The organism is Aeromicrobium chenweiae (assembly GCF_003065605.1).
GTDB classification, from domain to species: Bacteria; Actinomycetota; Actinomycetes; order Propionibacteriales; family Nocardioidaceae; genus Aeromicrobium; species Aeromicrobium chenweiae.
Genome location: NZ_CP026952.1, coordinates 897,478 through 920,524, shown reverse-complemented (window position 1 = coordinate 920,524; position 23,047 = coordinate 897,478). Strand labels below are relative to the sequence as shown.

The window sequence follows — 23,047 nt, the reverse complement described above, 5'->3', positions numbered from 1 at the left end:
CCGCTGCCCGACGGTAGGTTGGTGGCCATGGGAGCGCTGTCGGACCGCCGGTCGTGGGCGACGCGTCCCCGCGAGCTGCTGCGATCGGTCGCGGAGCTCGGCAGCGGGCTCGGCACCTCGTTGCTCGCGCTCGGCGCGCTGGTCCTCCTCGTCGTGGTCGCCGTCACCGCGGTCGTCGGCGTGGGGCTGCTGCTCGCGCCGACCGTCCTGCGGGTGGTGCGCTGGACCGCGGACCGCGAGAGGACCCGGCTCGCCCGGTGGGGCACGGACGTCCCGGGCCCGGGACCGCTGCCCGCCGGACTGCGGCCGGCCCTCGCCGACGCGTCGCTGCGCCGGGACGTGCGATGGCTCGTGGTGCACGCCACCTGGGGGCTGCTGGTCGGGCTCGTCGGCGTCGCGCTGCCGCTCTTCGCGGTACGAGACGCCACCTTCCCGCTGTGGTGGTGGCTCGCCCCGCGGGGGGAGGCCAGCGCCGCGCTCTGGTTCTGGGTCATCGAGTCGTGGGGCGAGGCCCTGCTGGTCGCGCTCTCGGCCGTGGGCTGGGCCGTCCTGACCGTCCTGCTCACGCCGACCCTGGCGCGCCTCCAGTCCCGCCCCGGCCGCGCACTCCTGCCGCCCCCGCCCGGGACCGACCTGCCCCTGCGGATCGCCGAGCTCACCGCTACCCGTGCTGCCGCCCTCGACGCGCACGCGACCGAGCTGCGCCGGATCGAGCGCTCGCTCCACGACGGCACGCAGAACCCGCTGGTCGCGGCGAACGTCCTGATCGGTGCGGCCCGCCGCCAGCTGGGCGACGACCGGTCCGCTGCCGACGACCTGCTCGAGCAGGCCCAGACCTCGGTGGAGCGGGCGCTGGGCGAGCTGCGCACCACGATCCGGGGGATCCTGCCGCCGGTGCTGTCCGACCGCGGGCTGGAGGGCGCGATCGCGGGGCTGGCGGCCACCTCCGGCGTGCCCACGGCGGTCGACGTCAGCGCCACCCGTTGCCCCGCGTCGGTGGAGGCCAGCGCCTACTACATGGTCGCCGAGGCACTGACCAACGTCTCGCGCCACAGCGGCGCCCGGCAGGCGACGGTGACCGTCCGCAGCATCGACGGGCACCTGGACGTCCGGGTCACCGACGACGGCCACGGTGGCGCGAGCGAGACACCCGGATCCGGACTGGCCGGCATCCGCCGGCGCATCGAGGCGCACGACGGCAGCTTCGAGGTCAGCAGCCCGGCGGCCGGCCCGACGACGTTGCACGCTTGGTTGCCATGCGGATCGTGATCGCGGAGGACGACGCGCTGCTGCGCGAGGGCCTCGCCAGCTTGTTGCGTGCGGAGTCGATCGACGTCGTGGCGACCGCCGGCGACGCCGACGAGTTCCTCCGGGCCGTCGACGAGCACCGGCCGGACGTCGCCGTGGTCGACGTCCGCATGCCGCCGACCCACACCAGCGAGGGCATCGTCGCCGCCGTGGAGGCCAAGCGCCGCCAGCCCGACCTGGCCATCCTGGTCCTGTCGGCGTACGTCGAGCAGGCCTTCGCGACGGACCTGCTGGCGCAGGGCGTCCAGGGCCTCGGCTACCTGCTCAAGGAGCGCGTCGGACGGGTCGAGGAGTTCCTCGAGGCGCTCCACCGGGTCGCGGACGGCGGCACGGCGCTGGACCCCGACGTGGTGTCCCAGCTGCTGTCCCGCCAGCAGGCCGACCCGCGGCTCTCCCGGCTCACCGAGCGGGAGGACGAGGTGCTGGCACTGATGGCCGAGGGGCTCGGCAACACCGCGATCGCGGAGCGGCTCGTGGTCACCGAGGGTGCGATCCACAAGCACGTGCGGAACATCTTCGCCAAGCTCGACCTCGCCCCGGACGACCGCGCCGACCGGCGCGTCGCTGCGGTGCTGCGCTATCTCGAGGCCGGTCCGGGGCGCCCCGTGGCGGGCTGACCCCCACGCCTGGGTGGTGCAGGCTGTACCACCGATTGTGCAGGCCACGGGATGGTCTGGAACGCCGGGGATTCGTAGCGTAGGAGACATCTGATCCCCATTCGAAGGAGCCCGTCATGAACGAGCGCTCACACCCCGTCTCCCCCGCCGGATCCCACCTCCGCACGTTCCTGTGGGTCGTCCTCGTGCTCGGTGCCGTCGCGAACATCATCGCGTCCGCCGCAGCCGCCAGCCTGACCGTCCAGATCACGATCGGCGTCGTCACCGCGGTGGCGCTGGCCGGTCTGGTCGCGCTCTGGACCAGGGACCGCACATGAGCAGCCCAGCGCTCGCCCCCGTCCCACCCGAGGCCGCCCGCGACGCCGTCATCACGCTCGACCACGTCTCCAAGACGTACGAGGGCGGTGTCCACGCGCTCGACGACGTGTCACTGACCGTCGAGCGGGGCTCCTTCCTCGCCGTCATGGGACCCTCCGGGTCGGGCAAGTCGACGCTGATGCACTGCGCCGCGGCGCTCGACGTCCCCACCTCCGGCACGGTCCTCATCGACGGCCGCGACACCCGGTCCCTCAACGAGACCAAGCGCACCGAGATGCGCCGCGACCTCGTGGGCTTCGTGTTCCAGGCCTACAACCTGGTGCCGTCGCTGTCCGTCGCCGACAACATCACGCTGCCCCTACGGCTGGCCGGTCGCGAGGCCGATCCCGCCTGGGTGGACTCGCTGGTGGAGCGCGTCGGGCTGGCCGGCCGGGTCGACCACCGCCCGGCCGAGCTGTCCGGTGGCCAGCAGCAGCGCGCGGCGATCGCCCGCGCCCTCGTGACCCGCCCCTCGGTGGTCTTCGCCGACGAGCCGACCGGAGCCCTCGACCTGCGGACCGCCCGCGGGGTGCTCAAGCTGTTCCGCGAGGTCGCCGAGGACCTGGGCCAGACCATCGTGATGGTCACGCACGACCCCGCGGTCGCGGCCCAGGCGGACACCGTCGTCGTCATGGCGGACGGCCACATCGTGCAGACCGTGACCGAGCCGGACGCCGCTGACCTGGCGAACCGGCTGATCTCGATGAGCGAGGACTGAGCCATGATCCAGCTCGCCCTCCGGATGGCCCGCCACCGCCTCACCTCGCTGGTCGCCATCGCGTGTGCCGCCCTCGGCGGCGCCGCCCTCGTCACCGCGACCGGTGTGCTGACCGAGTCCGGGCTCAGGTCGCACGCTCCCGTCGGCCGCCTGGCCGGCGCGGACATCGTGGTGACCGCACCCCAGTCCGTCAGTGCCCCCGAGAGCATCCCCGCCGTGCTGCCGGAGCGCAACCGCATCCCCGGGGACGTCGCGGCCGACCTGGTCAGGGTCCCGGGGGTGCACAGCGCGGTCGCCGACGTCTCGTTCCCGGCCGCCTTGGTCGACGCCGACGGTCGGGTCGTCCCGACCGACGACCCGCGGACCGCGGGCCACGGCTGGTCGTCCGTCCAGCTGCTCGGGCGTCACAGCACGGACGGATCCGCTCCCGTGGGCGCGGACGAGATCGCGCTCGGCTCGAGCACCGCGAAGGCGGCGCGCGTGTCCGCAGGTGACGACATCCAGATCGCGGCCGCCGGCGGTGACGCTCGGACCTACCGGGTGACGGCCGTCGTCAGCGGCGGCGGGCAGAATCTCTACTTCAGCGACGCCGCGGCCACCGCGTTCCGCGAGTCGACCGGCGCGGGCACCCGCGCGGACCTCGTCGGCCTGACGGTCGCCTCGGGGTCGGTCGACACCGTCGCCGACGCCGTGCGTGACGAGCTGCGGGGATCGGGCCTGAAGGTCACCACGGGCGCCGACCGCGGCGACACCGCAGCTCCCGACGTCACGGCGGCCCGCGGCACCCTGCTGCTGGTCGCGGGATCGCTCGGCGGCATCGTCGTGCTGCTCGTCGGGTTCGTGCTCACCGGCGCCGTGACCGTGTCCGTCGCAGGACAGCGCCGGGCACTGGCCCTGATGCGATCGATCGGCGCGACACCGGGCCAGGTCCGCAGCCTCATCGCGGCCGAGACGACCGTGGTGGCCGCGATCGCGTCGGTTCCCGGCATCGTGCTGGGCTACCTGCTCGCGGGCCAGCTCGGTGCGCTGCTGCGGGCGACAGACATCCTGCCCCCGTCGCTGCCGCTCACCTACGGCCCGCTGCCGGCGCTCGTCGGCATCGCGTCGATGGCAGCCGTCGCCCAGCTCGCGGCCCGGGCGGCCTCCTGGCGCGCCTCCCGGATGCCGGCCGTGGACGCCATGGTGGAGTCCTCCAGCGAGGCGCGCGTGCCCTCGCGCATCCGCGAGCGCATCGGCCTGCTCATCCTGCTGGCCGCCGTGGCTCTCTCCACGACTCCCCTGTTCGTGCGCACCGACATCGGCGCCGCGATGACGTCGACCGCGGGGATCGTCGCGGCGATCGGGCTCGCGGTGGCGGCGCCGGCCCTCCTGCGCCGCGCCAGCGACGCCCTCGGCGGACGCATCCCCGACCGCGTGTCGGCGCCCACGTGGCTCGCGGTGACGAACATGCGCGTCTTCACGACCCGTTTCGCGGGCGTCATCACGGCCTCGGCGATGCTCATGATCTTCACGCTGACGTACGCGATCTCGCAGACCACGCTGCTGAAGGCGAGCGACGACAGCGTGCAGGACGCCACGACCGCCCAGCTCCGCGTCACCGCGGACGGCCTCGGCGGCGTGCCGGACGATCTCGCCGAGCAGGTGCGCCGGCTGGACGGGGTGCGCGCGGCCGCACCGATGTCGACCACCTCCGTGGTCTGGCCGCACCGCGTCCTGGGAGACACCGAGGTCGAGGCGGAGCCCGCCATGGTGCTCGGTCCGGACACGCCGGGCGTCCTCGACCTCGACGTGCGTAGCGGCAGCCTCGCCCGGCTGAAGGGCGACACGATCGCCGTTGGCGCAGGCGCGGCCACCTCGCGCGACGCCGAGGTCGGCAAGACCGTCCGGCTCACCCTGGGCGACGGCACCAAGGTCCGCCCGAAGGTCGTGGCGGTGTACGACCGCGAGCTCGGTCTCGGCTCGGTCGTGCTGTCGCGGGACCTGGCCCTGAAGCACACGACGTCCGGGCTCGACCAGACTCTGCTCGTCCGGGCGGACGACACCTCCGAGGCGAGCGCGGCCCTCTCGTCGCTCGCCTCGTCCCGCCCCGGGCTCGACGTCGAGCGGACCACGGCGGACGCGAGCACGTCGGTCGCGGCGCAGGGCATGCTGCTCAACGTCGCGACGATCGCGGTGCTGCTCGGCTACCTCGCGCTGACGATCTCCAACCGGATCGTGGCGGTCACGACCCAACGCCGCGGTGAGATCGCCGCTCTGCGCACGGCCGGCGCGACCCGTGCGCAGGTCCTCGGCACCACGAGGCGCGAGTCCCTGATCGCCGCCACGGTCTCCGTGGGCGCGGCGCTCGTGGTCTCGGCACTCCCGCTGGCGTTCCTCGGCATCGGGTTCCTGGGCTACCCGTGGCCGTCGGCACCGATCTGGCTGGTCCCCGGGACCGCCGCCCTGGTCGTGGCCCTCATCGTGGTCTCGGTGGAGCTGCCGACCCGGTACCTCCTGCGGTCGTCGCCGACCTCGCCGGGCGGCTGACGAGCCGCGCCGTCAGGCGTCCCGGGTCGGCTGGTCCGACCCGGGACGTCCTGCCAGTCCGGGCCACAGGCTCAGCTGCAGGGTCAGCGCGAACCGCTGCACCGGGTCCGCCAGGTCGACGTCACCGATCTCCTTGACCCGGCGGAGCCGGTACCGAAACGTGTTGGGGTGCACGAACAGAGCCTCGGACGCCCGCGTCACGTCGCCGAAGGCGTCGAGCCACGCCTGCAGGGTGGCCACGAGGCTGCCGTCGTGCTGCCGGTCGTACGCGACCAGGCGCGCCAGCGGGCCGGTGAGCTGCTCGCCGCGGGCGATGGTCCGGTCGCGGAGCTCCATGAGCAGGGACTCGGTCTGGACGTCGACCAGCCGCGCCACCGGCCTGCTGCCGTTGCCCTCGCGCAGCACTCGCAGGATCCGGTCGGTCGTGGCGCGGGCCCGGACGATGTCCGAGAGGTTGGTCGCCATCGGGCCGATCGCCACGATGGGCCGCAGCTTCCCGCCGATCCGGCCCAGGAAGTCGTGGGCGATGCGCATCGCCCGCGCCTCTGCCTCCTCGGGTGAGCCGCTCGCGGCCGCCAACCCGTACGCGACACCGTCGAACAGAGCCGACGCGGAGCGCGGGTTGACCGCGCTGAGGTGCATCGCGAACGCGTCGCCGAGGCGTTGGCGCTCGTGGGCCGCCGAGGGATCGGTCCGGTCGAGCGGTCCGGCGTCGGCGACCGTGAAGCCGAGCACCAGCAGCTGGGTGTCGGCCAGGCCGAGGCGCTCGAGCGCGTCGCGGGCACCCGCTCCCCCCTCCAGCACCGAGCCGACCAGGTCGGCGCGGACCCGGCGCTCGACGTCGGCACCCGCGCGCACCCGCAGCAGGTGGAGCGCGACGAGCTGCGCGGCATCGCGGAGCGCGGCGGTGCGCTCGGGGCTGAGCGGGCCCGGCACCGCGGCCCAGATCGACCCGAGGACCTCGTCGCCCGCGCGTACCGCCACCGCGACCCGGGCCATCGTGATGGCCTCGTTGACGTCCGGCATCGCCTCCATGTAGATCGGCTGCACCGAGCGGTGCAGCTCACGGAACACGCCGCGCTCGTTGAGGATCCTGGAGTAGCGCTCGGGCACCTGGCGGCCGAGGATCGTCTCGACCCGGGACGGATCGGCCTCGTCCTGGCGGCCGGAGAACGCGAGCACGCGCGAGCTGCGGTCCTCGATCGTCACCGGCGCGTCGAGCAGCGAGGAGATGGCGTTGGCGACCGCGAACAGGTCACCGGACGGCAGGCCGCCGAGCGTCTCGGGCGTGGCCCCGCCGACGTCGCCCTCCGCGAGCACCGAGCGCAGCATCGACGCGAGGTGGGCCCAGGGAGCGCCCCGGCTCAGCCCGAGCAGCGCCACGCCCGAGCTGTCGGCCGCCGTGCGCACCTCGTCGGTGAACGGCACCGGGGCCCGGACGACCAGCGCGGCGGCGTCCTGGCGGCCCAGGTCCAGCAGCAGCGCGGCCACCTCCGCCGCGTCGTCCAGCGCCACGCCGAGGACGAGGGCGCGGGGCGGCAGGACGGGGGCGTCGACCGGGTCGTGGATCACCACCCCGCCGATGTCGTCGGCGCGGCCCGTGTCGCCGTGCACGAGCTCGAGCAGGGTGGCGCCGAGGTCGTCGACGACCCGTGCGAGGCTCGCGCGCGGACGGGTGCTGGGAGCGGTCATGGCGGGGGGCACGCTTTCGACACTAGGCGGGTCGGGACCAGCGTACGTCGTGCGAACGCACCATGTGTGACCGCCGAGCTGTCGGCGCCGACGAACTCAGACCGTGAGCCACTCGGTGTGGGTCGTCACCTCCGCCAGGAGCTCGGGCACCGGGAGCACGCCGATGCCCGGTCCCGTGGGAACGGTCAGCGTGCCGGCGTCCAGGACGAACGGCTCGGTGATGTCGGTGCGGTAGTAGCGGTCCGACGCCGAGGTGTCGCCGGGCATCGTGAAGCCGGGGAGCGCGGCCAGGGCCACGTTCGCCGCCCGGCCGATCCCGGTCTCGAGCATCCCTCCGCACCAGACCGGCACGCCGTTCGCGACGCACACGTCGTGGATGCGCCGGGACTCCAGGTACCCGCCGACGCGGCCCGGCTTGATGTTGACCACCTCGCAGGCGCCCAGCCGGATCGCGGCCGCGGTGGACTGTGCCGAGGTGATCGACTCGTCGAGGCAGATCGGGGTGGTGATCTGCCGTGCGAGGTCGGCGTGACCGAGGATGTCCTCCTCCTCGAGCGGCTGCTCGATCAGGAGCAGCTCGAAGGGGTCGAGCCGGGCGAGGTGCCGCGCGTCCGCCAGCGTGTAGGCCGTGTTGGCGTCGACCTGCAGCAGCACGTCGTCGCCGAACCGCTCGCGCACCGCACGCACCGGCGCGACGTCCCAGCCGGGCTCGATCTTCAGCTTGATCCGGACGTAGCCCTCGTCGATGTATCCACCCACCGCGTCGAGCAGGGCCGGGATGCTGTCCATGATGCCGACCGAGACACCGCACGGCACCCGGTCGTGGACCGCGCCGAGCTCGCGCGCGAACGACCTGCCCTCGGCCCGGAGCTCGGCGTCGAGGACGCCCATCTCGAGGGCCGCCTTGGCCATCCGGTGTCCCTTGAACGGCGCCAGGACGGTCGCCACGCGGGACGCGTCAAGCGGTCCGGAGGCAGCGAGGGCGGGCACGAGGAAGCGACGCAGCACGTCCGCGGCCCCCGCGACGTACTCCGAGGAGTAGACCGGGTCGGGCATCGTGACGCACTCGCCCCACCCCTCCCCCTCGTCGGTGACGACGCGCAGGAGCAGCAGGTCACGGGTGACCTGGGTGCCGAACGACGTGCGGAACGGGGAGACGAGGGGCATCGAGACGTGGATCAGCTCGACCCCGGTGAGCTTCACAGCCCCCTCCTCACGACGTACCAGCCTTGTCGGTCGAACCCGGTGATGCGCGCCCCGTCGCGGAGCAGCTCACCCAGCACCTCTCGCACCTCGACGCGCCAGCGCCTGGCCAGCGCGGCGTCGGTCGCCCGCAGCCCGCTGATGTCGCGGGGGACGGCGACCAGGGAGGTCTCACCGTCGAGGCGTCCACGCACCGGACCGCCGTCGTCGTCCATGCCGACCGCCGTCACCGCACCCGCGGCCAGCTCGTCGGCGACCACGGCGGGCGCCCCGCCACCCGAGCAGGCCAGCTCGACCGCGGGGTCGAGCAGGTTCCAGCGCACGAGCAGCCGGTCGGTCTCGTCGGAGCCGTTGATCGAGTCGACCATCGCCCCGTAGAAGTTGGGCAGGTACTCGACCGGGCGGGCGGCCAGCTTGACCAGGTTGAAGTACGCGTTGCGGCTCACCAGCGGGTCGAACGTCCAGGCGATGTCGGACACTCCTCGCTGCAGGGCCCAGGCGCGCTGGTGCAGCTTGAGGGCGAACCCGACGTGGCGGTCGACCATCGTGGCGTCGACGCCGGCGATGTGGCTGTGCAGCGCGTCGTCGGCCGGGGCGTGGAAGAAGCCGACGCACGCACCGACCAGGCGGCCGTCGTCCACGAAGGCACCACCCACGTAGTTGCCCGCCTTGGTGAACGCGCGAAGCAGCTCCAGGGTCATCGGCGGGTTGGCCTCCCGACCCCAGATGCGGACGTACAGGTCGAGGACCTGCTCGAGCTCGGCGAGCTCGGTGAGCTCTCGGACGACGATGCCGGCCGCCGTCGCTGCCATCTCGGCGGTGCGATCGGCGTCCAGCTGGGGATCAAGGGCGACTTTGGTCACGTCATCCATCCTGCGGAGATTCTCCGGCGGTGTCATGGTCGGCCTGCACGAGTCAGGTCGGTGCGGTTCGTCGGTGCCGCCAGAAGATCGGCGACGAGGGCGCGGACGAGTCGGGTCCGGTCGAGGATGCGGTCGACGAGCACGTGCTCGTCGTCGGCGTGGGCGCCGCCGCCGATGGCACCCAGCCCGTCGAGCGTCGGCGTGCCGACGCCGGCGGTGAAGTTGCCGTCCGAGGCTCCGCCGACCGCGGCGGACGGGACCGCGGGCAGACCCAGCCGGTCGGCGACCGCCTGGACGCGTTCGAGCAGCTCAGCGGAGCTGGCGCGCTCGAGCGGCGGCCGGTTGGGGCCGCCGGTCACGACGGTGGTCGCACCCTCGAGCACCGGCGACAGCGACCGCATGGCTGCGTCGACCCGGTCCTGCTCCGCGAGCGTGCGGACGCGGGCGTCGACGGAGAAGACGCCCTCGGCGGGGATCGTGTTGGTCGTGCGCCCGGCCCGGGCCGCCGTGGGGGTCACCGTGGTGCCCGTGGCAGCGTCGCCGAGGAGCGCGACGGCGAGCGCCTGGTGCGCGAGCTCGAGCGTGGCGTTGACGCCGCGCTCGGGCTCGAGCCCGGCATGGGCTGCACGTCCGTGCACCGTCACGTCGTAGAGCGAGACCCCCTTGCGCTCGGACTTGAGCGCGCCGCCGGGCGCTGCCCCCTCGAGGACGAGTGCCGCCTCGGCCAGGCGCGCCTCCTCCTCGATGAGTCCACGCGACGACGGGGAGCCGAGCTCCTCGTCACCGGTGACCAGGAGCGTGACGCCGTCCTGACCGGCTGCGGCCTGGAAGGCCATCGCGAGCCCGGTCTTCATGTCGAAGCAGCCGGGGCCGCGCAGGACGTCGCCCTCGATCGTGCAGGGGTGGGTCGCGAGGGAGCCGAGCGCCCACACCGTGTCGTGGTGGCCGACCAGGAGCACTCGCGAGGGGCCCGGCCCGAGCCGCCAGCGCAGGTGCGTGCGCCCGTCGAGCACGATCCGCTCGGGCGCCACCCCGAGCCGGCGCTCGCCCACCCGCGCGACGACCTCGGCCGACCGGGCGACCGCGGCGAGGTCGGTCGACGGCGACTCGCACTCGACCATCTCGCGGGTGTCGGCGAGGATCTCGGTGAGGTCCATCAGCTCACCCGCGGCGTCGCGCGGACGCCGAAGTGGAGGTAGCGCTCGCCGGTCGGCAGCTCGAAGAACGTCACCGGGAACCAGGTCTCGGCCTCGGGCGGCTTGGTGAGGAAGATGTTCTCGGCGTACGGCACGAGCGCGTGCTCGTCGACCGGGTCCGGGATGAGCTCCGCGAGCGGTCCGACGAGCGTGGTCCGCAGACGCGGCTCGCCGTCGGCGACGAGCACCTCCATGATCACCGACGAGCGCTCGTAGCGACCGACGTACGGCGTGATGTCGTGCTCGACGGGCGGCTCGGGCGGTGCGATCGGGCGCGGCATCTCCACGCCCGCCAGCTCGGCCAGGATCTCGCGGTACAGGGCCTCGTAGAGGTCACGAGCGCCGTCGCTGTTGGTCAGCAGCGTCACGGCGAGGCCCGCGTCGGGCAGCACGCGCAGGAACGCGGACTGGCCGATCGTGTTGCCGTCGTGGCCGTAGAGCCGCTGACCGTCCCAGCCGAACCGGATCCAGCCCAGGCCCCACGAGTCGCCGAGCGAGTGCTTGTCCGGCAGGTCCGCCTGGTGGGCGGCCATCGCGGCGGCCGACTCCTCGCTGAGGATCCGGCTGCCGTCCGGCGCCAGCCCGCTCTCGAGGTGCATGCGGGCGAACGCGAGGACGTCGGCGGCGCTCGCCGTCACCAGGCCCGCGGGACCGATCGAGCGCGGCAGCTGCCAGGCCGGGGCGACCTGCTTGTGACCGTCCGTCGTGACGTGGCCGACGGCGGCCGCGTGGAGCAGCGCCTCCTCGGGCAGCGTGATCGCGTGCTGCATCCCGAGCGGCGTGAACAGCCGGTCGCGCAGCGCCTGGTCCCAGGTCGTGCCCGTGAGCCGCTCGATGACCAGGCCGAGCACCGAGAAGCCGGAGTTGCAGTACGACCAGGTGGCGCCGAGCGGATGGTTCTGGGCTTCGTCACCGAGCAGGGCGACGTACTTCTCGAGGCAGTCGTCGCCGCGGCCGGTGTCGGTGAAGACGTCGCCGTCGATCCCGCTGGTGTGGTTCAGCAGGTGGCGCAGCGTGATGCGCTTGGTCACGTCGGGATCGGACAGCCGCAGGTCGGGGATGATCTCGACGACCGGCGCGTCGAGGTCCGCAAGACCCTCGTCGACCAGCTGCATGACGACCGTCGCGGTCCACACCTTGGTGATCGAGCCGATCTGGAAGATCGAGTCCTCGGTCACCGGGGCGGAGGTGTCGATGTTGAGCAGTCCGTGCGACGCGACCGCGACCTCGTCCTGCCCGTCCTCGCCGAGGCGCAGGATGCCGAGCTGTGCGCCGGGGACGCCGTATCGCTCGGCGAGCTGCCCGAGGCGACGCTCCCAGTGCGCGACGTCGATCCGCGACCGGCCGGCCCGCACGGTGTGCTGCTCGACCCAGTCGACGACCCGGGTGGCGTAGTCGAGACGCTGCGACGGGGGCCCGACGAGGATGAACGCGTGGGAGGCGCCGGGGTACAGGACGAGCTCGGTCGGCACGCCCTGGGAACGCAGGGCGCTGTGCCACTGCTGGGCCTGCCCGACGGGGCACGTGAGATCGGCGAGGCCGTGCAGCACCAGCGTCGGCGTGGTCACCTGCGTGACGTGGCTGAGGGGCGACATCGCCGCGTAGCGCTCCGGATCGTCCCAGGGGGAGCCGCCGAGCTCGTACGTGCTGAGGAAGACACCGTCGTCGGCGGTGCCGAACTCGCTCACGAGGTCGCTGACGATGCCCCCCGCGACGCCGGCCTTGAACCGGTCGTCGTGTCCGGTGAGCCACGCGGTCATGAAGCCGCCGTAGCTGTAGCCGGTGACGGCGAGCCGGTCCGGGTCCGCCACGCCCTCGGCCACCAGCGCGTCGATGGGCTCGAGGAAGTCCGCCGCGTCGGCGACGCCCCAGGCGCCGTTGACGCCGTCGAAGAACGCCTCGCCGTACCCGTCGCTGCCGCGCGGGTTGACCAACAGGACCGCCCACCCGCGCGACACCAGCTCCTGGTGGTAGCCGTGCATCTCGTCGGCGGTCCCGTTCCAGGCGTTGTGGGGGCCGCCGTGCACGTCGAGCAGCAGAGGACGGGGACCCGGTCGCTCCGGGTCACGCAGCAGCCACGCCTGCACCTGCGTGCCGTCGCTGATCGTGAACGTCCGCGACTCGGGCCGGAACAGCTCGATCCCGGCGACAGACGCGCCGTGGTCGGTGAGCACCGACTCGGCGCCGGTCGCGAGGTCGAGCGCGACGATCTCGCCGTACGACGTCGCAGTGGTCAGCGCGACGACCGCGGTGCCGCCGACCACCGAGAGACCCGAGACGACCCGGTCCTGCCCGGCCAGGACCGGGCGGCCCTCCGGCACAGTCGGGTCCTCCAGGGCCCACACGTGCGTGCAGCCCCGGTTGCGCAGGCAGAACAGGATCCGCCCCGCGTCGTCGCGCTGCGGACGACCGCCCGGGTAGGCCGTCGCCCCCGGCATCACGTTGCGATCGAGGTGTGCGGTGAGGCTGACCGCCTCGCCGCCGTCCAGGGCGACGCGCAGCAGGTGCTGGTGCCCGACCGGGTCGCCGGGATGGCCCACGACGAGCAGGTGCGCACCGTCGCTGTCGTACGACACCGTGGCCGCGACGCCGTCGACGGACGTGACCGTGCGCGGCCTGGCCAGCACGTCGTCCACGTCGAGCAGGTGCACGGCGGTGCGGAAGGTCAGGTCGCTGTCGGCGCCGACGCGGCGGGTGAAGGCGACCGTCCGCCCGTCAGGTGCCCAGGCGGGCTGGCCTGCGTGCTCGGGACCGTCCGTGACCTGGCGGCAGCTGCCGGAGGTCAGGTCGAGCACGTGCAGCTGGTGGCGGACCGGGCCGAACATCCCCGCTCCGTCGGTCTGGTAGTCCAGGCGCGCCGAGACGAGCGGGCCCTTGCCGTCGGTCGGGTCGACCGGCGCGGCGAAGGCGATGCGCTGCCCGTCGGGGCTCCACACGGGCGCGCCGGCACCGGCCGGCAGATGGGTGACCTGCTCGGGCTCTCCCCCGCCGGTGGTCAGCAGGTGGACCTGGCCGGCTCGCAGGAACGCCAGTCGGGAGCCGTCCGGGGACCACACGGGTGCCGAGTCCTCGGGACCGGCGGTCAGCCGACGGGCGCTTCCGCCGGACGTCGGCACGAGCCACAGCTCGTCGTGGCTGCGGTCGTGCTCGGTGTCGAGGGTCCGCAGGACGTACGCGACCTGGGCACCATCGGGTGACAGGGCCGGTTGCGACGGCACCGCGAGCGCGGTGAGGTCGTCGATGCGCATGCGTCGGGTCATTGGGGACTCCTTCGTCGGGCTCTTCCGGGGACGGCGGCCAGCAGGTCGCGCGTGTAGTCGTGGGCGGGTGTCGCCAGCACCTGCGCGGTGGGGCCCTGCTCGACGATCACTCCGCGATGCATGACCGCCACCTCCGAGGCGACGTATCGCACGACCGCGAGGTTGTGGGAGATGAACAGGATCGACAGGCCGAGCTCGGCCTGGAGCTCGCGGACCAGGTTGAGGACGGTCCCCTGGATCGAGACGTCCAGCGCGGACGTGATCTCGTCCGCCACGATCACGGCAGGACGCGCCGCGAGCGCCCGGGCGAGGGCCACCCGCTGGCGCTGCCCGCCGGACATCTCCGACGGCCTGGCGTCGGACCGGACGGCGCCGATGTGGACCAGGTCGAGCAGGCGGGCGACCTCGGTCCGGCGCTCGCTGCGGCCGATGCCGCGCGGCACCGCCTCGGCGACGCTCTCGCCGATGCTCATGCGGGGGTCGAGGGAGGAGAACGGGTCCTGGAAGATCATCTGCACCGGGCGGCGCCGGCCGCGGACGGGCACCGGCTCGCCGTCGAGCAGGATCTGCCCGCTGTCCACCGGTGCGAGACCGACGGCCGCACGGGCGAGGGTCGACTTGCCCGACCCGGACTCGCCCACCAGCCCCACGATCGTGCCCGAGGGCACCGTCAGGCTCACTCCGTCCACGGCGGTCGTCCCGCCGTAACGGACGGTCACGTCCTCGAATCGCAGCTCGCTCACACCACACCTGCCCTGGTCGGTCCCAGCTCGATCGGCTCCCCGGCGTGCCAGCACGCGACCCGGCCGGCGGCATGGGCCAGCAGCGGGGGGTCCTCCACGAAGCACCGCTCGGTCGCCAGCGGGCACCGGGCGGAGTACGGGCATCCCTGCGGCACGTCCGAGGGGTCCACCGGACGGCCGGGGATGACCGTCAGGGGCGCGTCGAGGTCCGTCTCCATCGAGGGGACCGCCGCGACCAGTGCCCGCGTGTACGGGTGCTGGGCCGCGGTGGTCAGGTCCGATGCGGACAGGTCCTCGACGATCTGCCCGGCGTACATCACCAGGACGCGGTCGCAGACGTCGGCGACCACGGTCACGTCGTGGCTGATGAGGACCAGTGCGACGTCGTCGTCGCGGCGGATCGCCGCGAGCAGGTCGAGGACCTGTTGCTGGACCGTGACGTCGAGGGCGGTGGTCGGCTCGTCGGCGATGATCAGCGCGGGGCTGCCCATCACGCCCATCCCGATCATCGCGCGCTGACGCATGCCACCGGAGAACTCGTGCGGGTACTGGTGGGCACGCCGCTCGGGCTCGGAGATGCGGACCGCCCCGAGGCGATCGACCGCACGCGCCAGGGCCTGCTTCTTGTCCATGCCGTGGTGGTGGCGCGAGACCTCGGCCAGCTGGGCGCCGATGCGCCGTGTCGGGTTGAACGACGTCATGGGGTCCTGGAAGACCATGGCCATGGACGTCCCGAGCACCTGGCGCTGGGCCTTGGTGTCGGGCGCCAGGAGATCCTCGCCGAGGAAGCGGATGCGCTCGGCCTCGACCCGTCCCGGGTCGTCGATCAGGCGGGACACCGCGAGCGCGGTCAGCGACTTGCCGGACCCGGACTCGCCCACGATGCCGACCGACTCGCCCCGGCGCACGCCGAAGCTCAGGCCGCGGACCGGGCGGATCGGGCCGGTGGGGCCCGGGTAGGAGACCTCCAGCCCCCGGACGTCGAGCACCAGGTCGTCCTCGCTCCTCGACTGGTCGACGGGGTCGCGGCCGGACGGGCCGTGGAGCGCCGCAGGCACGGGCCGGCGGGCCCGTCCGAGCGGGATGCCGGTCGAGACGCCCACGACCTTGGCGAGCGACTCACCGAACAGGTTGAAGCCCAGGCCCGCGATCAGCACCGCCAGCCCGGGGGCGAGGGCCGCGCCCGGGTTGACGTACAGCGAGCCGACGCCGTCGAACAGCAGCCGGCCCCAGTCGTACGCGGGCGCCTGCACGCCCAGGCCGAGGAAGGACAGGCCGGCGAAGGCCAGCAGTGCATTGCCCGCGCCGATCGTGGCGTTGACGATCAAGGGCTCCGCGACGTTGGGCAGCACGTGCCGCAGCAGCACGCGGAACCGGCCGACCCCGGCGATCCGGGCCGCGGCGATGTAGTCGAGCGAGGCGACACCGGCGACCAGCGTCTGGACCAGGCGCGCGAACGACGGCGCACCGGCCAGGCCGATCGCCAGGACCGCGCCGGTGGCCCCGATGCCGAAGACCACCGCGAAGAAGAGGGCGAGCAGCAGGCCCGGGAAGGCGACCGCGATGTTGACGCCGGCCACGACCAGGCGCCCGCCGCGGCGGCCCAGCACCAGCGGTGCGGTGCCCAGGACCAGACCCACCACGACGGCGATCGCGGTCGCGCTGAGGGCCAGCTCGATGGACAGCCGGGTCGCCACGAGCGTCCGGTAGATGATGTCGCGACCCAGGTTGTCGGTGCCCGCCCAGTGCTCGGCGCTCGGACCGGCGAGGATGTCGTCGGTGTCGACCGCACGGGCGGAGTCCGCCCACAGGATCGGCGCCACGACGGCCAGCACCAGCATGCCCACCGCCAGCACCGTGGCCGCGAGCCCGAGCGGTGTGCGCAGCACGGCGCCGAACCGGTTGCGCCGGCGGGATCCCTCAGACATCGGCTCAGTCCTCCCTGATCAGTGAACGGGGATCGAGCAACGCCAGGGCGACGTCGACGACGGTGTTGATGAGCAGCACGCCGATGCCGTACATCAAGATGATTCCCTGCACGACGGGATAGTCCTTGTTGAGGATCGACGAGACGATCGTGCTGCCGAGGCCCGGCCAGGCGAAGACGTTCTCGACCAGCACCGTGCCGGCGACCATCGCGCTGAGCAGGATGCCCGACAGCGTCAGCGCCGCCGTGAGGGCGTTGGGCAGGGCGTGGGACAGGTAGATCCGTGCGGCCGGGAGCCGCTTGGCGCGGGCGGTGCGGATGAAGTCGGCCTGCAGGATGGTCACCATCTCGATGCGGATGATCCGGGCCAGGATCGCCGCCGGTCCGATCGCGAGCGAGAGGACCGGCAGCACGTACGCCGACGCGGAGTCGTTCCCCGCGACCGGCAGCAGCTCGAGGCGCACACCGAAGACGTACACGAGCGCGACGCCGACCATGAAGTCCGGGATCGTGCCGAGGATGACGCTGGTCGTGGTGAACCCGAGCTCGGTGCGCCGGCCGTGTCCCCGGCGGGTGAGCACCCCGGCCGCCACACCGAGCGGGACGGCCACCGCGACCGCGGCCAGGAAGCCGAGCACGGCCAGCCACAGCGTCGCGGGCAGCCGCTGCGCGATGACGTCCGCCGTCGGTGTCTGCGAGATCAGGGAGGTCCCGAAGTCACCGGTGAACAGCCCCTTCAGGTAGTGCAGGTACTGCGTCAGGAGCGGGTCGTCCAGGCCCAGCGACGCGCGCTTCGACGCCACCAGCTCGGGCGTCGCGGTCGAGCCGAGAGCGCCTCGCACCGGGTCGCCCGGGATCAGGTGGATCATCAGGAACGCCGCGGTGACCAGGACCCACAGCGAGATCACGAGCCGCCCGAGGCGGCGCAGGGCGAACCGGCCCCACGGGCTGGCAGACCTCGCCACCCGTGGGACCGGGACGACCGCTGGGGTCTCTGCCACGGCCATGGGTCAGTTCGCCAGCATCCGGATGCTCGTGGGAACCATCTGGCCGGGGTAGTCGAACGTCGCCTTGGCGCGGTACGTCTTGCCGATCGAGTTGGCGAACGGGATGACGTCCGCGGCCTCGACGAGCGCCGACTCGGCGTCGAGCCAGGTCGCGCAGCCCTCCTGGCCGTTCATCGTGCTGGCCTTCTTGACCCCCGCCTCGTAGTCGTCGTTCGCGATGTTGGCGAAGTTCGTGCCCTCGGGCGTCGCGGGTCCGGACAGGAACGGGACCAGCTGGTCCGGGCTGCTGACGTTCACCGGCAGCCAGGCGATGTCCCAGTTCCCGGTCCCGAAGACCGTCTCCTGGATCGCGGTCACGTTCTGGGCCTTCGCCTTGACCGTGACGCCGGCGGCCTTCCACTGCTGCACCGCGAGCTCGGCGGCCGCGCTCACGCCACCGCCACTGGAGGGGTTGTAGACGAACGTGAGCTCAGGCAGGTTCGCGGCCGCCAGGACGGCCTTGGCCGCGTCGACGTCCTGCTTCGGAAGCGCGTCGGAGACCGAGTCCCCGGGGCACGCGACCGGGTCCAGCGCCGCGAAGGTCGTCGCGGGCTTGCCGTTCCCGGCGGTCAGCACCTTCTGCAGCTCCGCGAGGTCGAGCGCCTGCGTCAGCGCGAGACGGACCTTCGGGTCGACCGTGGGACGGCCCTTGGTCTGGTTGTACCACTGCTCGCCGGACAGGTTCGCGGTGTCGTACGTCGTCAGCTTCGACTTCTCGAGCCGCTTGCTGTCCGAGCCGCTGACGATCGCGCCGTTGAGACCGCCCGACAGCAGGAGGTTCGCCGCGGTCGACTCGTTCTCGACGATCTTCATGATGATCGTGTCGGGCATGCCCTTGGTCGCCGTCGTCGCGCCGTCCGGGCCCCACGTGTAGCCGTCGCGGATCTTGTACGTGTACTGGTTGCCGGGAGCGGCCTCGGTCAGCTCGTAGGGGCCGGTGCCGCTCGAGGTCTTGGCGAGTGCCGCGCGGTCCTTCATGCCCGCGGGACACACGATGGGGATGTTCGCCAGGCCCTGCAGCACGAACGGTGCCGGCGCGGCCAGCGTGACCGTCACGGTGCCCGCGGCGTCGTCGGCCTTGGAGGTGGCGCCGACGGGGAGGAAGGCTCCCAGCAACGGGCTCTCGTTCTTCGGGTCCGCGATGTAGTCGAGGTTCGCCACGACGTCCGACGCCGTGAGCTTGGTGCCGTCCGAGCAGGTGACGCCGTCGGTGAGCGTCGCGGTCACCGTGTTGCCCTTGACGTCCCACTTCGAGGCGAGGCCCGACTCGATCGACCCGTCGTCGAAGTTGGTGTTGAACAGGTGGTCGTACGAGAGCTGGCTGATGCTGAACAGCGCGCTCGACACCCCCGAGTGCGGGTCGAGGTTCCCCGGGTCGGCGTTCAGCGCCATGCTGAAGGTGCCGCCGTCGACGATCTTGGCGTCACCGTCCTTGCTGCCGGACCCTCCGCCTCCGCACGCCGCCAGGACGGACGCGGTGAGGCACAGGCCCACGGTTGTCGGGATCAGTTTCATCGGGGTTCCTTCGTCTCGCGCAGGGGGTCAGGCGCGCCGGATGGCGCGACCGATGTGGAGGTACTGGGCGTGGCCCTCGCCGTCGTCGCCGAGGAACCAGTGCGGCATGTGCATGCCGTGCTCGCCCTGCAGCGGGATGAGGCTGTCGTCCCGGAAGTGCACGAGCTCCTGCGGCGGCTGGTGCTCCTCGAGGTCGGCGAACATGCCCTTGTAGATGGTGTCCATCCAGATGCGCCCGTCGTCGTCCTGCGTCACCACGAGGTCCACGACGTCCGCGGAGTAGGTGCCGACGTACCGGCCGGCGTCGACGCGCTCGGGGTCCGCGGGCGGGGTGGGCAGCTCCGGCAGCTGGGTGTCCGACAGCTCGTCGACGACGCGTCCCACGAGCTCGTGGTACAGCGAGACGACGTCTCCGCCGTTGACCAGCAGCGCGACCGCCAGGCCCGCCTCCGGCACCATCCGCAGGAACCCGTTCTGGCCGAGGGTGCTGCCGTCGTGCCCGACGATGTCGCCCTCGGCGACGTCGAAACGCTCGAACCCGAGGCCCCAGGAGGATCCCATGATGCCCGTGTACGGCACGTCGACCGCCCGCGCCTGCATGGCGGCTGCCGTGCCCGGGGCGAGCACCTGGGTGCCGTCCTGCGCGCGGCCGTCCTCGAGGTGCATGCGGGCGAACGCCAGCAGGTCACGGGGACGCATCGCGAGCATCGAGCCGGCGGGAGCGTTCGAGCGGGCCATCGCCCAGATCGGGGCGGGCTCGTAGCCCGAGTCCGGCTCGCTCTGGATGTGCCCCACGGCCGCGCGGAACATGATCGCCTCGTACGGTCCGGTGGCCACGTGGGTCAGTCCGAGCGGGGCGACGACGTGCTCGCGCAGCGCGGCGTCGTACGTCGTGCTGCGCACCACCTCGACCAGGCGCCCGAGCACGCAGAACCCGGCGTTGTTGTAGGAGAACTGCTCCCCCGGCTCGAACAGCTGCGGCACGTCCGCGAGCAGCGCCACGAACTTCTCGAGCGCGTCGTCGCCCGTCCCGGTGTCCGTGAAGATGTCGCCCTCGAAACCGGCGGTGTGGTTGAGGAGCTGGCGCGTCGTGATGACCGCTGCCGCGGCCTCGTCGACGATCCGGAACTCCGGGAGGTACGTGCGCACCGGCTCGTCGAGGTCGACGAGTCCCTCGTCGACCAGCTGCATGACCAGGGTGCTGGTCCAGAGCTTGGTGATGGATCCGATCTGGAACACCGAGTCCGCGGTGGCTTCCACGCCGGTCGCCTTGCTGAGCACGCCCGCTGCTCCGTCGACGACTGCGCCGTCTTTGAGCACGGCCCACGCGGCTGCGGGGACGTCGTGCTTCTCGAGGAGCGCAGGAAGCTGCTCGTCGAGCCAGGTCTTCGTGTCGTTGAGGTCGGTCACGTCACGACCGTAGGACGTGCGTCACGCTCCGTGTTCGTCGGCTGCCACGAGGTCGCAGGCACCGGCATGTCGGAGCGGACGAATCCCGCGGGATGTCAGTCGCGCCCGGAGTGGCTCGGCCACCAGAACCGCTCGCCGACCAGCGTCGCGAGCGCCGGGACCAGGAGGCTGCGCACCACCAGGGTGTCGAGCAGCACGCCGATGCCGACGATGACGCCGATCTGCGTGAGCGTGACGAGCGGCAGCACGCCGAGGACCGCGAAGACCGCCGCGAGCACCACGCCTGCGCTCGTGATCACGCCACCGGTCACCGCCAGTGCCGTCGACATCGCGCCCGCGATCGGCTTGTCGGCCGCCTCCTCGCGCGCCCGGGTCGCCAAGAAGATGTTGTAGTCGACGCCGAGCGCCACGAGGAAGATGAACGCGAACAGCGGCACCGGCAGGTCGAGCGCCGGGAAGTCGAAGAAGTGCGTGAACACGAACCAGCCGGCGCCCATCGCGGCCACGTAGGTCGCGACGACGGTCAGCACCAGGACGACGGCGGCCACGATCGACCTGAGCAGCGCGACCAGGATGACCAGCACGATCACGAGGACCAACGGGAAGATCAGGAGCCGGTCGTGGGAGGCGGCTGCCCTCGCGTCCAGGTCCTGCGCGTCACCGCCACCGACCAGCGCACCGTCGTCGACCGCTGCGCGCATCCGGTCGATCGTGTCCGCGGCACGGTCGGACCCGCGATCACTGTCCAGCACGACGTCCAGCTCGGCCCACTCGTCGGAGGCGGGGCCGGGCCGGACGGTCGAGACGCCGTCGACGTCCTTCAGGTCCGCGAGGACGTCCTTGGCCCGGTCGGGCTTCGCCAGGACGACCGTCGGCTCGGCGAACCCGGCGGGGAACGCCTGCGCCAGCGTCTCCTGGCCCAGGACCGACTCCGGGGTCTCCCGGAACCTCTCGTTCTGGGTCAGCCCGACCTGCAGCCCGGAGCCCCCGACGGCGAGCAGCGCGAGCAGGGCGAGCGATCCCGCGGTGAAGGCCCGCGGGCGGCGGACGACGGTCGCGCCGACCCGGGCCCACACACCGCTGCGGGCCGGGTCCTTCTGACCGAGGCGCGGCACGAACGGCCAGAACAGGCCCCGCCCGAACAGCACCATGGCGGCCGGGAGCGCGATCAGGCCGAAGATCACCGCGACCGCGATCCCGATCGCCGCGGACCAGCCGAGTGCGCGGTTCGTGGGGGTGTCGGCGAAGGAGAGCGTCAGGAGTGCGAGCGCGACGGTGCCCGAGCTGGCCAGGATGGCCGGGGCTGCCTGACGCCAGGCCGCCCGCATCGCGACGAAACGGTCCTCGTGCCGTCGCAGCTCCTCGCGATAGCGCGCGATGAGCAGCAGGGCGTAGTTCGTGCCCGCACCGAACACGAGCACGGAGGTGATGCCCGTCGTGGACCCGTCCACGTCGTAGTCGAAGACCTGCGTCGCGGTCGCGACCGCCAGGGCGGCGACGCGGTCGCCGAGGGCCACGACGATCAACGGCACCAGCCACAGCCACGGGCTGCGGTAGGTGACGAGCAGCAGGAGCGCCACGACGAGCGCGGTGGAGATCAGGAGGCGGACGTCCGCGCCCGCGAAGACGTCCTGGAGATCGGCCTCGAACGCGGGACCGCCGGTCACCTCCGCGGTCACGCCGTCGGGCAGGGACTTCTCGACGGTCGAGCGCAGCGCCTCGACCTTGTCGGCACCGGTGGAGGCCTTCAGCGGCACGGCGACGAGCGCCACGGTGCCGTCCTCGGAGAACACGGGCCTGAGCTCGTCGTCGGTGACGGAGGCGGACCCGAGCGTGGCCGCGAGCTCCTCGACGGCCTTCTTGTCCTCGCCGGTCAGCGCCTTGCCACCGTCCCGGTCGACGACGACGATCGCCGGGGACACGTCACTCGACGGCAGGGTCTGCTGGAGCCGTGCCACGGTCGTGGAGTCGGCGGAGTCCGGCAGCCCCGCGGTCGGGGCGTTCGACTCCCGGGCCTCGGGGGCCAGGGCGAACACCGCCCCGGAGAGCAGCACGAACAGCAACGTCACGAGGATCGCCGCGCGGCGGCCCGGGCGACGCGTCAGGTCTTTGTTTCCGTCATCGAATGATTCCACAATCGAAATAGTACGATTGGCCCATGACCTCCGCCAATCGGCGCGGTGCGGGATCGCCGGCTGCCACCGAGCTCGTCCGCGAGCTGCGCACGTTCACCGCCGAGGTCGAGCGGTACGTGCTGCAGATGAGCCACGTGCACGCGATGCACCGCACCGACCTGGCCGCGATCGGCCTGGTGATGGATCGCGACGCCACCTCGCCGAAGGACATCAGCGACGGCCTCGGGCTCAGCCCCTCGGCCACCAGCGCGATGCTGGACCGGCTCGAACGGGCCGGGCACGTGCGACGGGAGCGGGTCGAGACCGATCGGCGGTCGGTGCGCGTCGAGATCACCGAGGACGCACTGGCGGTCGGCGGCTCCATGTTCGCGATCCTGGCCAAGCACATGCGCCAGGTGCTCGACGTGCACGACGAGCAGGAGCTCGCTCGCGCCGCGGCGCTGATGCATCAGCTCACCGCCGCGGCCCGTGCCGCCCGCGACGAGGCCGCCGGCACCTGAGGCGGTCGCCGGCACGCGCGACGTGGCGGCT

General features: G+C 72.7%; 17 protein-coding genes. 6 read left to right on the top strand and 11 right to left on the bottom strand.

Annotated features, from left to right (window positions below):
• Window positions 1–27 precede the first annotated feature (27 nt).
• The 5 genes from C3E78_RS04410 (at window position 28) to C3E78_RS04390 (ending at window position 5,526) form a co-directional block, all read left to right on the top strand.
• Window positions 28–1,269 (top strand): sensor histidine kinase, encoded by a 1,242-nt coding sequence (locus C3E78_RS04410; RefSeq protein WP_108577169.1) that lies wholly within the window; start codon window positions 28–30, stop codon window positions 1,267–1,269.
• Window positions 1,257–1,925, top strand: coding sequence for a response regulator transcription factor (locus tag C3E78_RS04405; RefSeq protein WP_108577168.1), 669 nt, complete (start codon window positions 1,257–1,259; stop codon window positions 1,923–1,925). Before C3E78_RS04410 ends, C3E78_RS04405 begins: the two co-directional genes overlap by 13 nt.
• 116 nt (window positions 1,926–2,041) lie before the next feature.
• Window positions 2,042–2,242 carry a hypothetical protein gene (locus C3E78_RS04400; RefSeq protein ID WP_108577167.1) on the top strand — a complete coding sequence of 67 codons (201 nt, stop codon included), beginning with the start codon at window positions 2,042–2,044 and terminating at the stop codon, window positions 2,240–2,242.
• Window positions 2,239–3,000 (top strand): ABC transporter ATP-binding protein, encoded by a 762-nt coding sequence (locus C3E78_RS04395; RefSeq protein WP_108577166.1) that lies wholly within the window; start codon window positions 2,239–2,241, stop codon window positions 2,998–3,000. Before C3E78_RS04400 ends, C3E78_RS04395 begins: the two co-directional genes overlap by 4 nt.
• Before the next feature lie 3 nt (window positions 3,001–3,003).
• Window positions 3,004–5,526 (top strand): ABC transporter permease, encoded by a 2,523-nt coding sequence (locus C3E78_RS04390; RefSeq protein WP_108577165.1) that lies wholly within the window; start codon window positions 3,004–3,006, stop codon window positions 5,524–5,526.
• Between the two features lie 12 nt (window positions 5,527–5,538).
• Here the strand turns inward: C3E78_RS04390 and C3E78_RS04385 are convergent, their stop codons facing one another.
• From C3E78_RS04385 to C3E78_RS04335, 11 genes are all read right to left on the bottom strand, one after another.
• On the bottom strand, window positions 5,539–7,230 hold the full coding sequence (locus C3E78_RS04385) for a PucR family transcriptional regulator (protein ID WP_235833676.1): 1,692 nt from the start codon (window positions 7,228–7,230) through the stop codon (window positions 5,539–5,541).
• Window positions 7,231–7,314: 84 nt separating this feature from the next.
• A complete protein-coding gene (gene menC / locus C3E78_RS04380; RefSeq protein ID WP_108577163.1) occupies window positions 7,315–8,421 on the bottom strand; it encodes an o-succinylbenzoate synthase in 1,107 nt (368 codons plus the stop codon).
• Window positions 8,418–9,284 (bottom strand): GNAT family N-acetyltransferase, encoded by an 867-nt coding sequence (locus C3E78_RS04375; protein ID WP_235833675.1) that lies wholly within the window; start codon window positions 9,282–9,284, stop codon window positions 8,418–8,420. The genes menC and C3E78_RS04375 overlap by 4 nt, the downstream gene beginning before the upstream one ends.
• Before the next feature lie 32 nt (window positions 9,285–9,316).
• Window positions 9,317–10,441: a M20/M25/M40 family metallo-hydrolase gene (locus C3E78_RS04370; RefSeq protein WP_108577161.1), complete on the bottom strand. Its 1,125-nt coding sequence runs from the start codon at window positions 10,439–10,441 to the stop codon at window positions 9,317–9,319.
• Window positions 10,441–13,740 carry a serine hydrolase gene (locus tag C3E78_RS04365; protein WP_108577160.1) on the bottom strand — a complete coding sequence of 1,100 codons (3,300 nt, stop codon included), beginning with the start codon at window positions 13,738–13,740 and terminating at the stop codon, window positions 10,441–10,443. The genes C3E78_RS04370 and C3E78_RS04365 overlap by 1 nt, the downstream gene beginning before the upstream one ends.
• Window positions 13,737–14,483, bottom strand: coding sequence for an ABC transporter ATP-binding protein (locus tag C3E78_RS04360; RefSeq protein ID WP_108577159.1), 747 nt, complete (start codon window positions 14,481–14,483; stop codon window positions 13,737–13,739). The genes C3E78_RS04365 and C3E78_RS04360 overlap by 4 nt, the downstream gene beginning before the upstream one ends.
• Window positions 14,480–16,411 carry a dipeptide/oligopeptide/nickel ABC transporter permease/ATP-binding protein gene (locus tag C3E78_RS04355; RefSeq protein WP_108577158.1) on the bottom strand — a complete coding sequence of 644 codons (1,932 nt, stop codon included), beginning with the start codon at window positions 16,409–16,411 and terminating at the stop codon, window positions 14,480–14,482. The genes C3E78_RS04360 and C3E78_RS04355 overlap by 4 nt, the downstream gene beginning before the upstream one ends.
• Before the next feature lie 4 nt (window positions 16,412–16,415).
• Window positions 16,416–17,417, bottom strand: a complete 1,002-nt coding sequence (locus tag C3E78_RS04350; RefSeq protein WP_108577157.1) for an ABC transporter permease — start codon at window positions 17,415–17,417, stop codon at window positions 16,416–16,418.
• A 3-nt stretch (window positions 17,418–17,420) separates the two neighbouring features.
• Entirely contained in the window at window positions 17,421–18,971 is a 1,551-nt protein-coding gene (locus C3E78_RS04345; RefSeq protein WP_108577156.1) for an ABC transporter substrate-binding protein, read from the bottom strand.
• Between the two features lie 27 nt (window positions 18,972–18,998).
• The gene (locus C3E78_RS04340) at window positions 18,999–20,381 is read right to left on the bottom strand and encodes a serine hydrolase domain-containing protein (protein ID WP_108577155.1); all 1,383 of its coding nucleotides are present in this window, start codon (window positions 20,379–20,381) and stop codon (window positions 18,999–19,001) included.
• A 95-nt stretch (window positions 20,382–20,476) separates the two neighbouring features.
• A complete protein-coding gene (locus C3E78_RS04335) occupies window positions 20,477–22,450 on the bottom strand; it encodes an MMPL family transporter (protein ID WP_235833674.1) in 1,974 nt (657 codons plus the stop codon).
• A gap of 89 nt (window positions 22,451–22,539) precedes the next feature.
• Here C3E78_RS04335 and C3E78_RS04330 point away from each other — a divergent pair, with 89 nt between their 5' ends.
• Entirely contained in the window at window positions 22,540–23,016 is a 477-nt protein-coding gene (locus C3E78_RS04330) for a MarR family winged helix-turn-helix transcriptional regulator (protein WP_108577153.1), read from the top strand.
• Window positions 23,017–23,047: the final 31 nt, after the last annotated feature.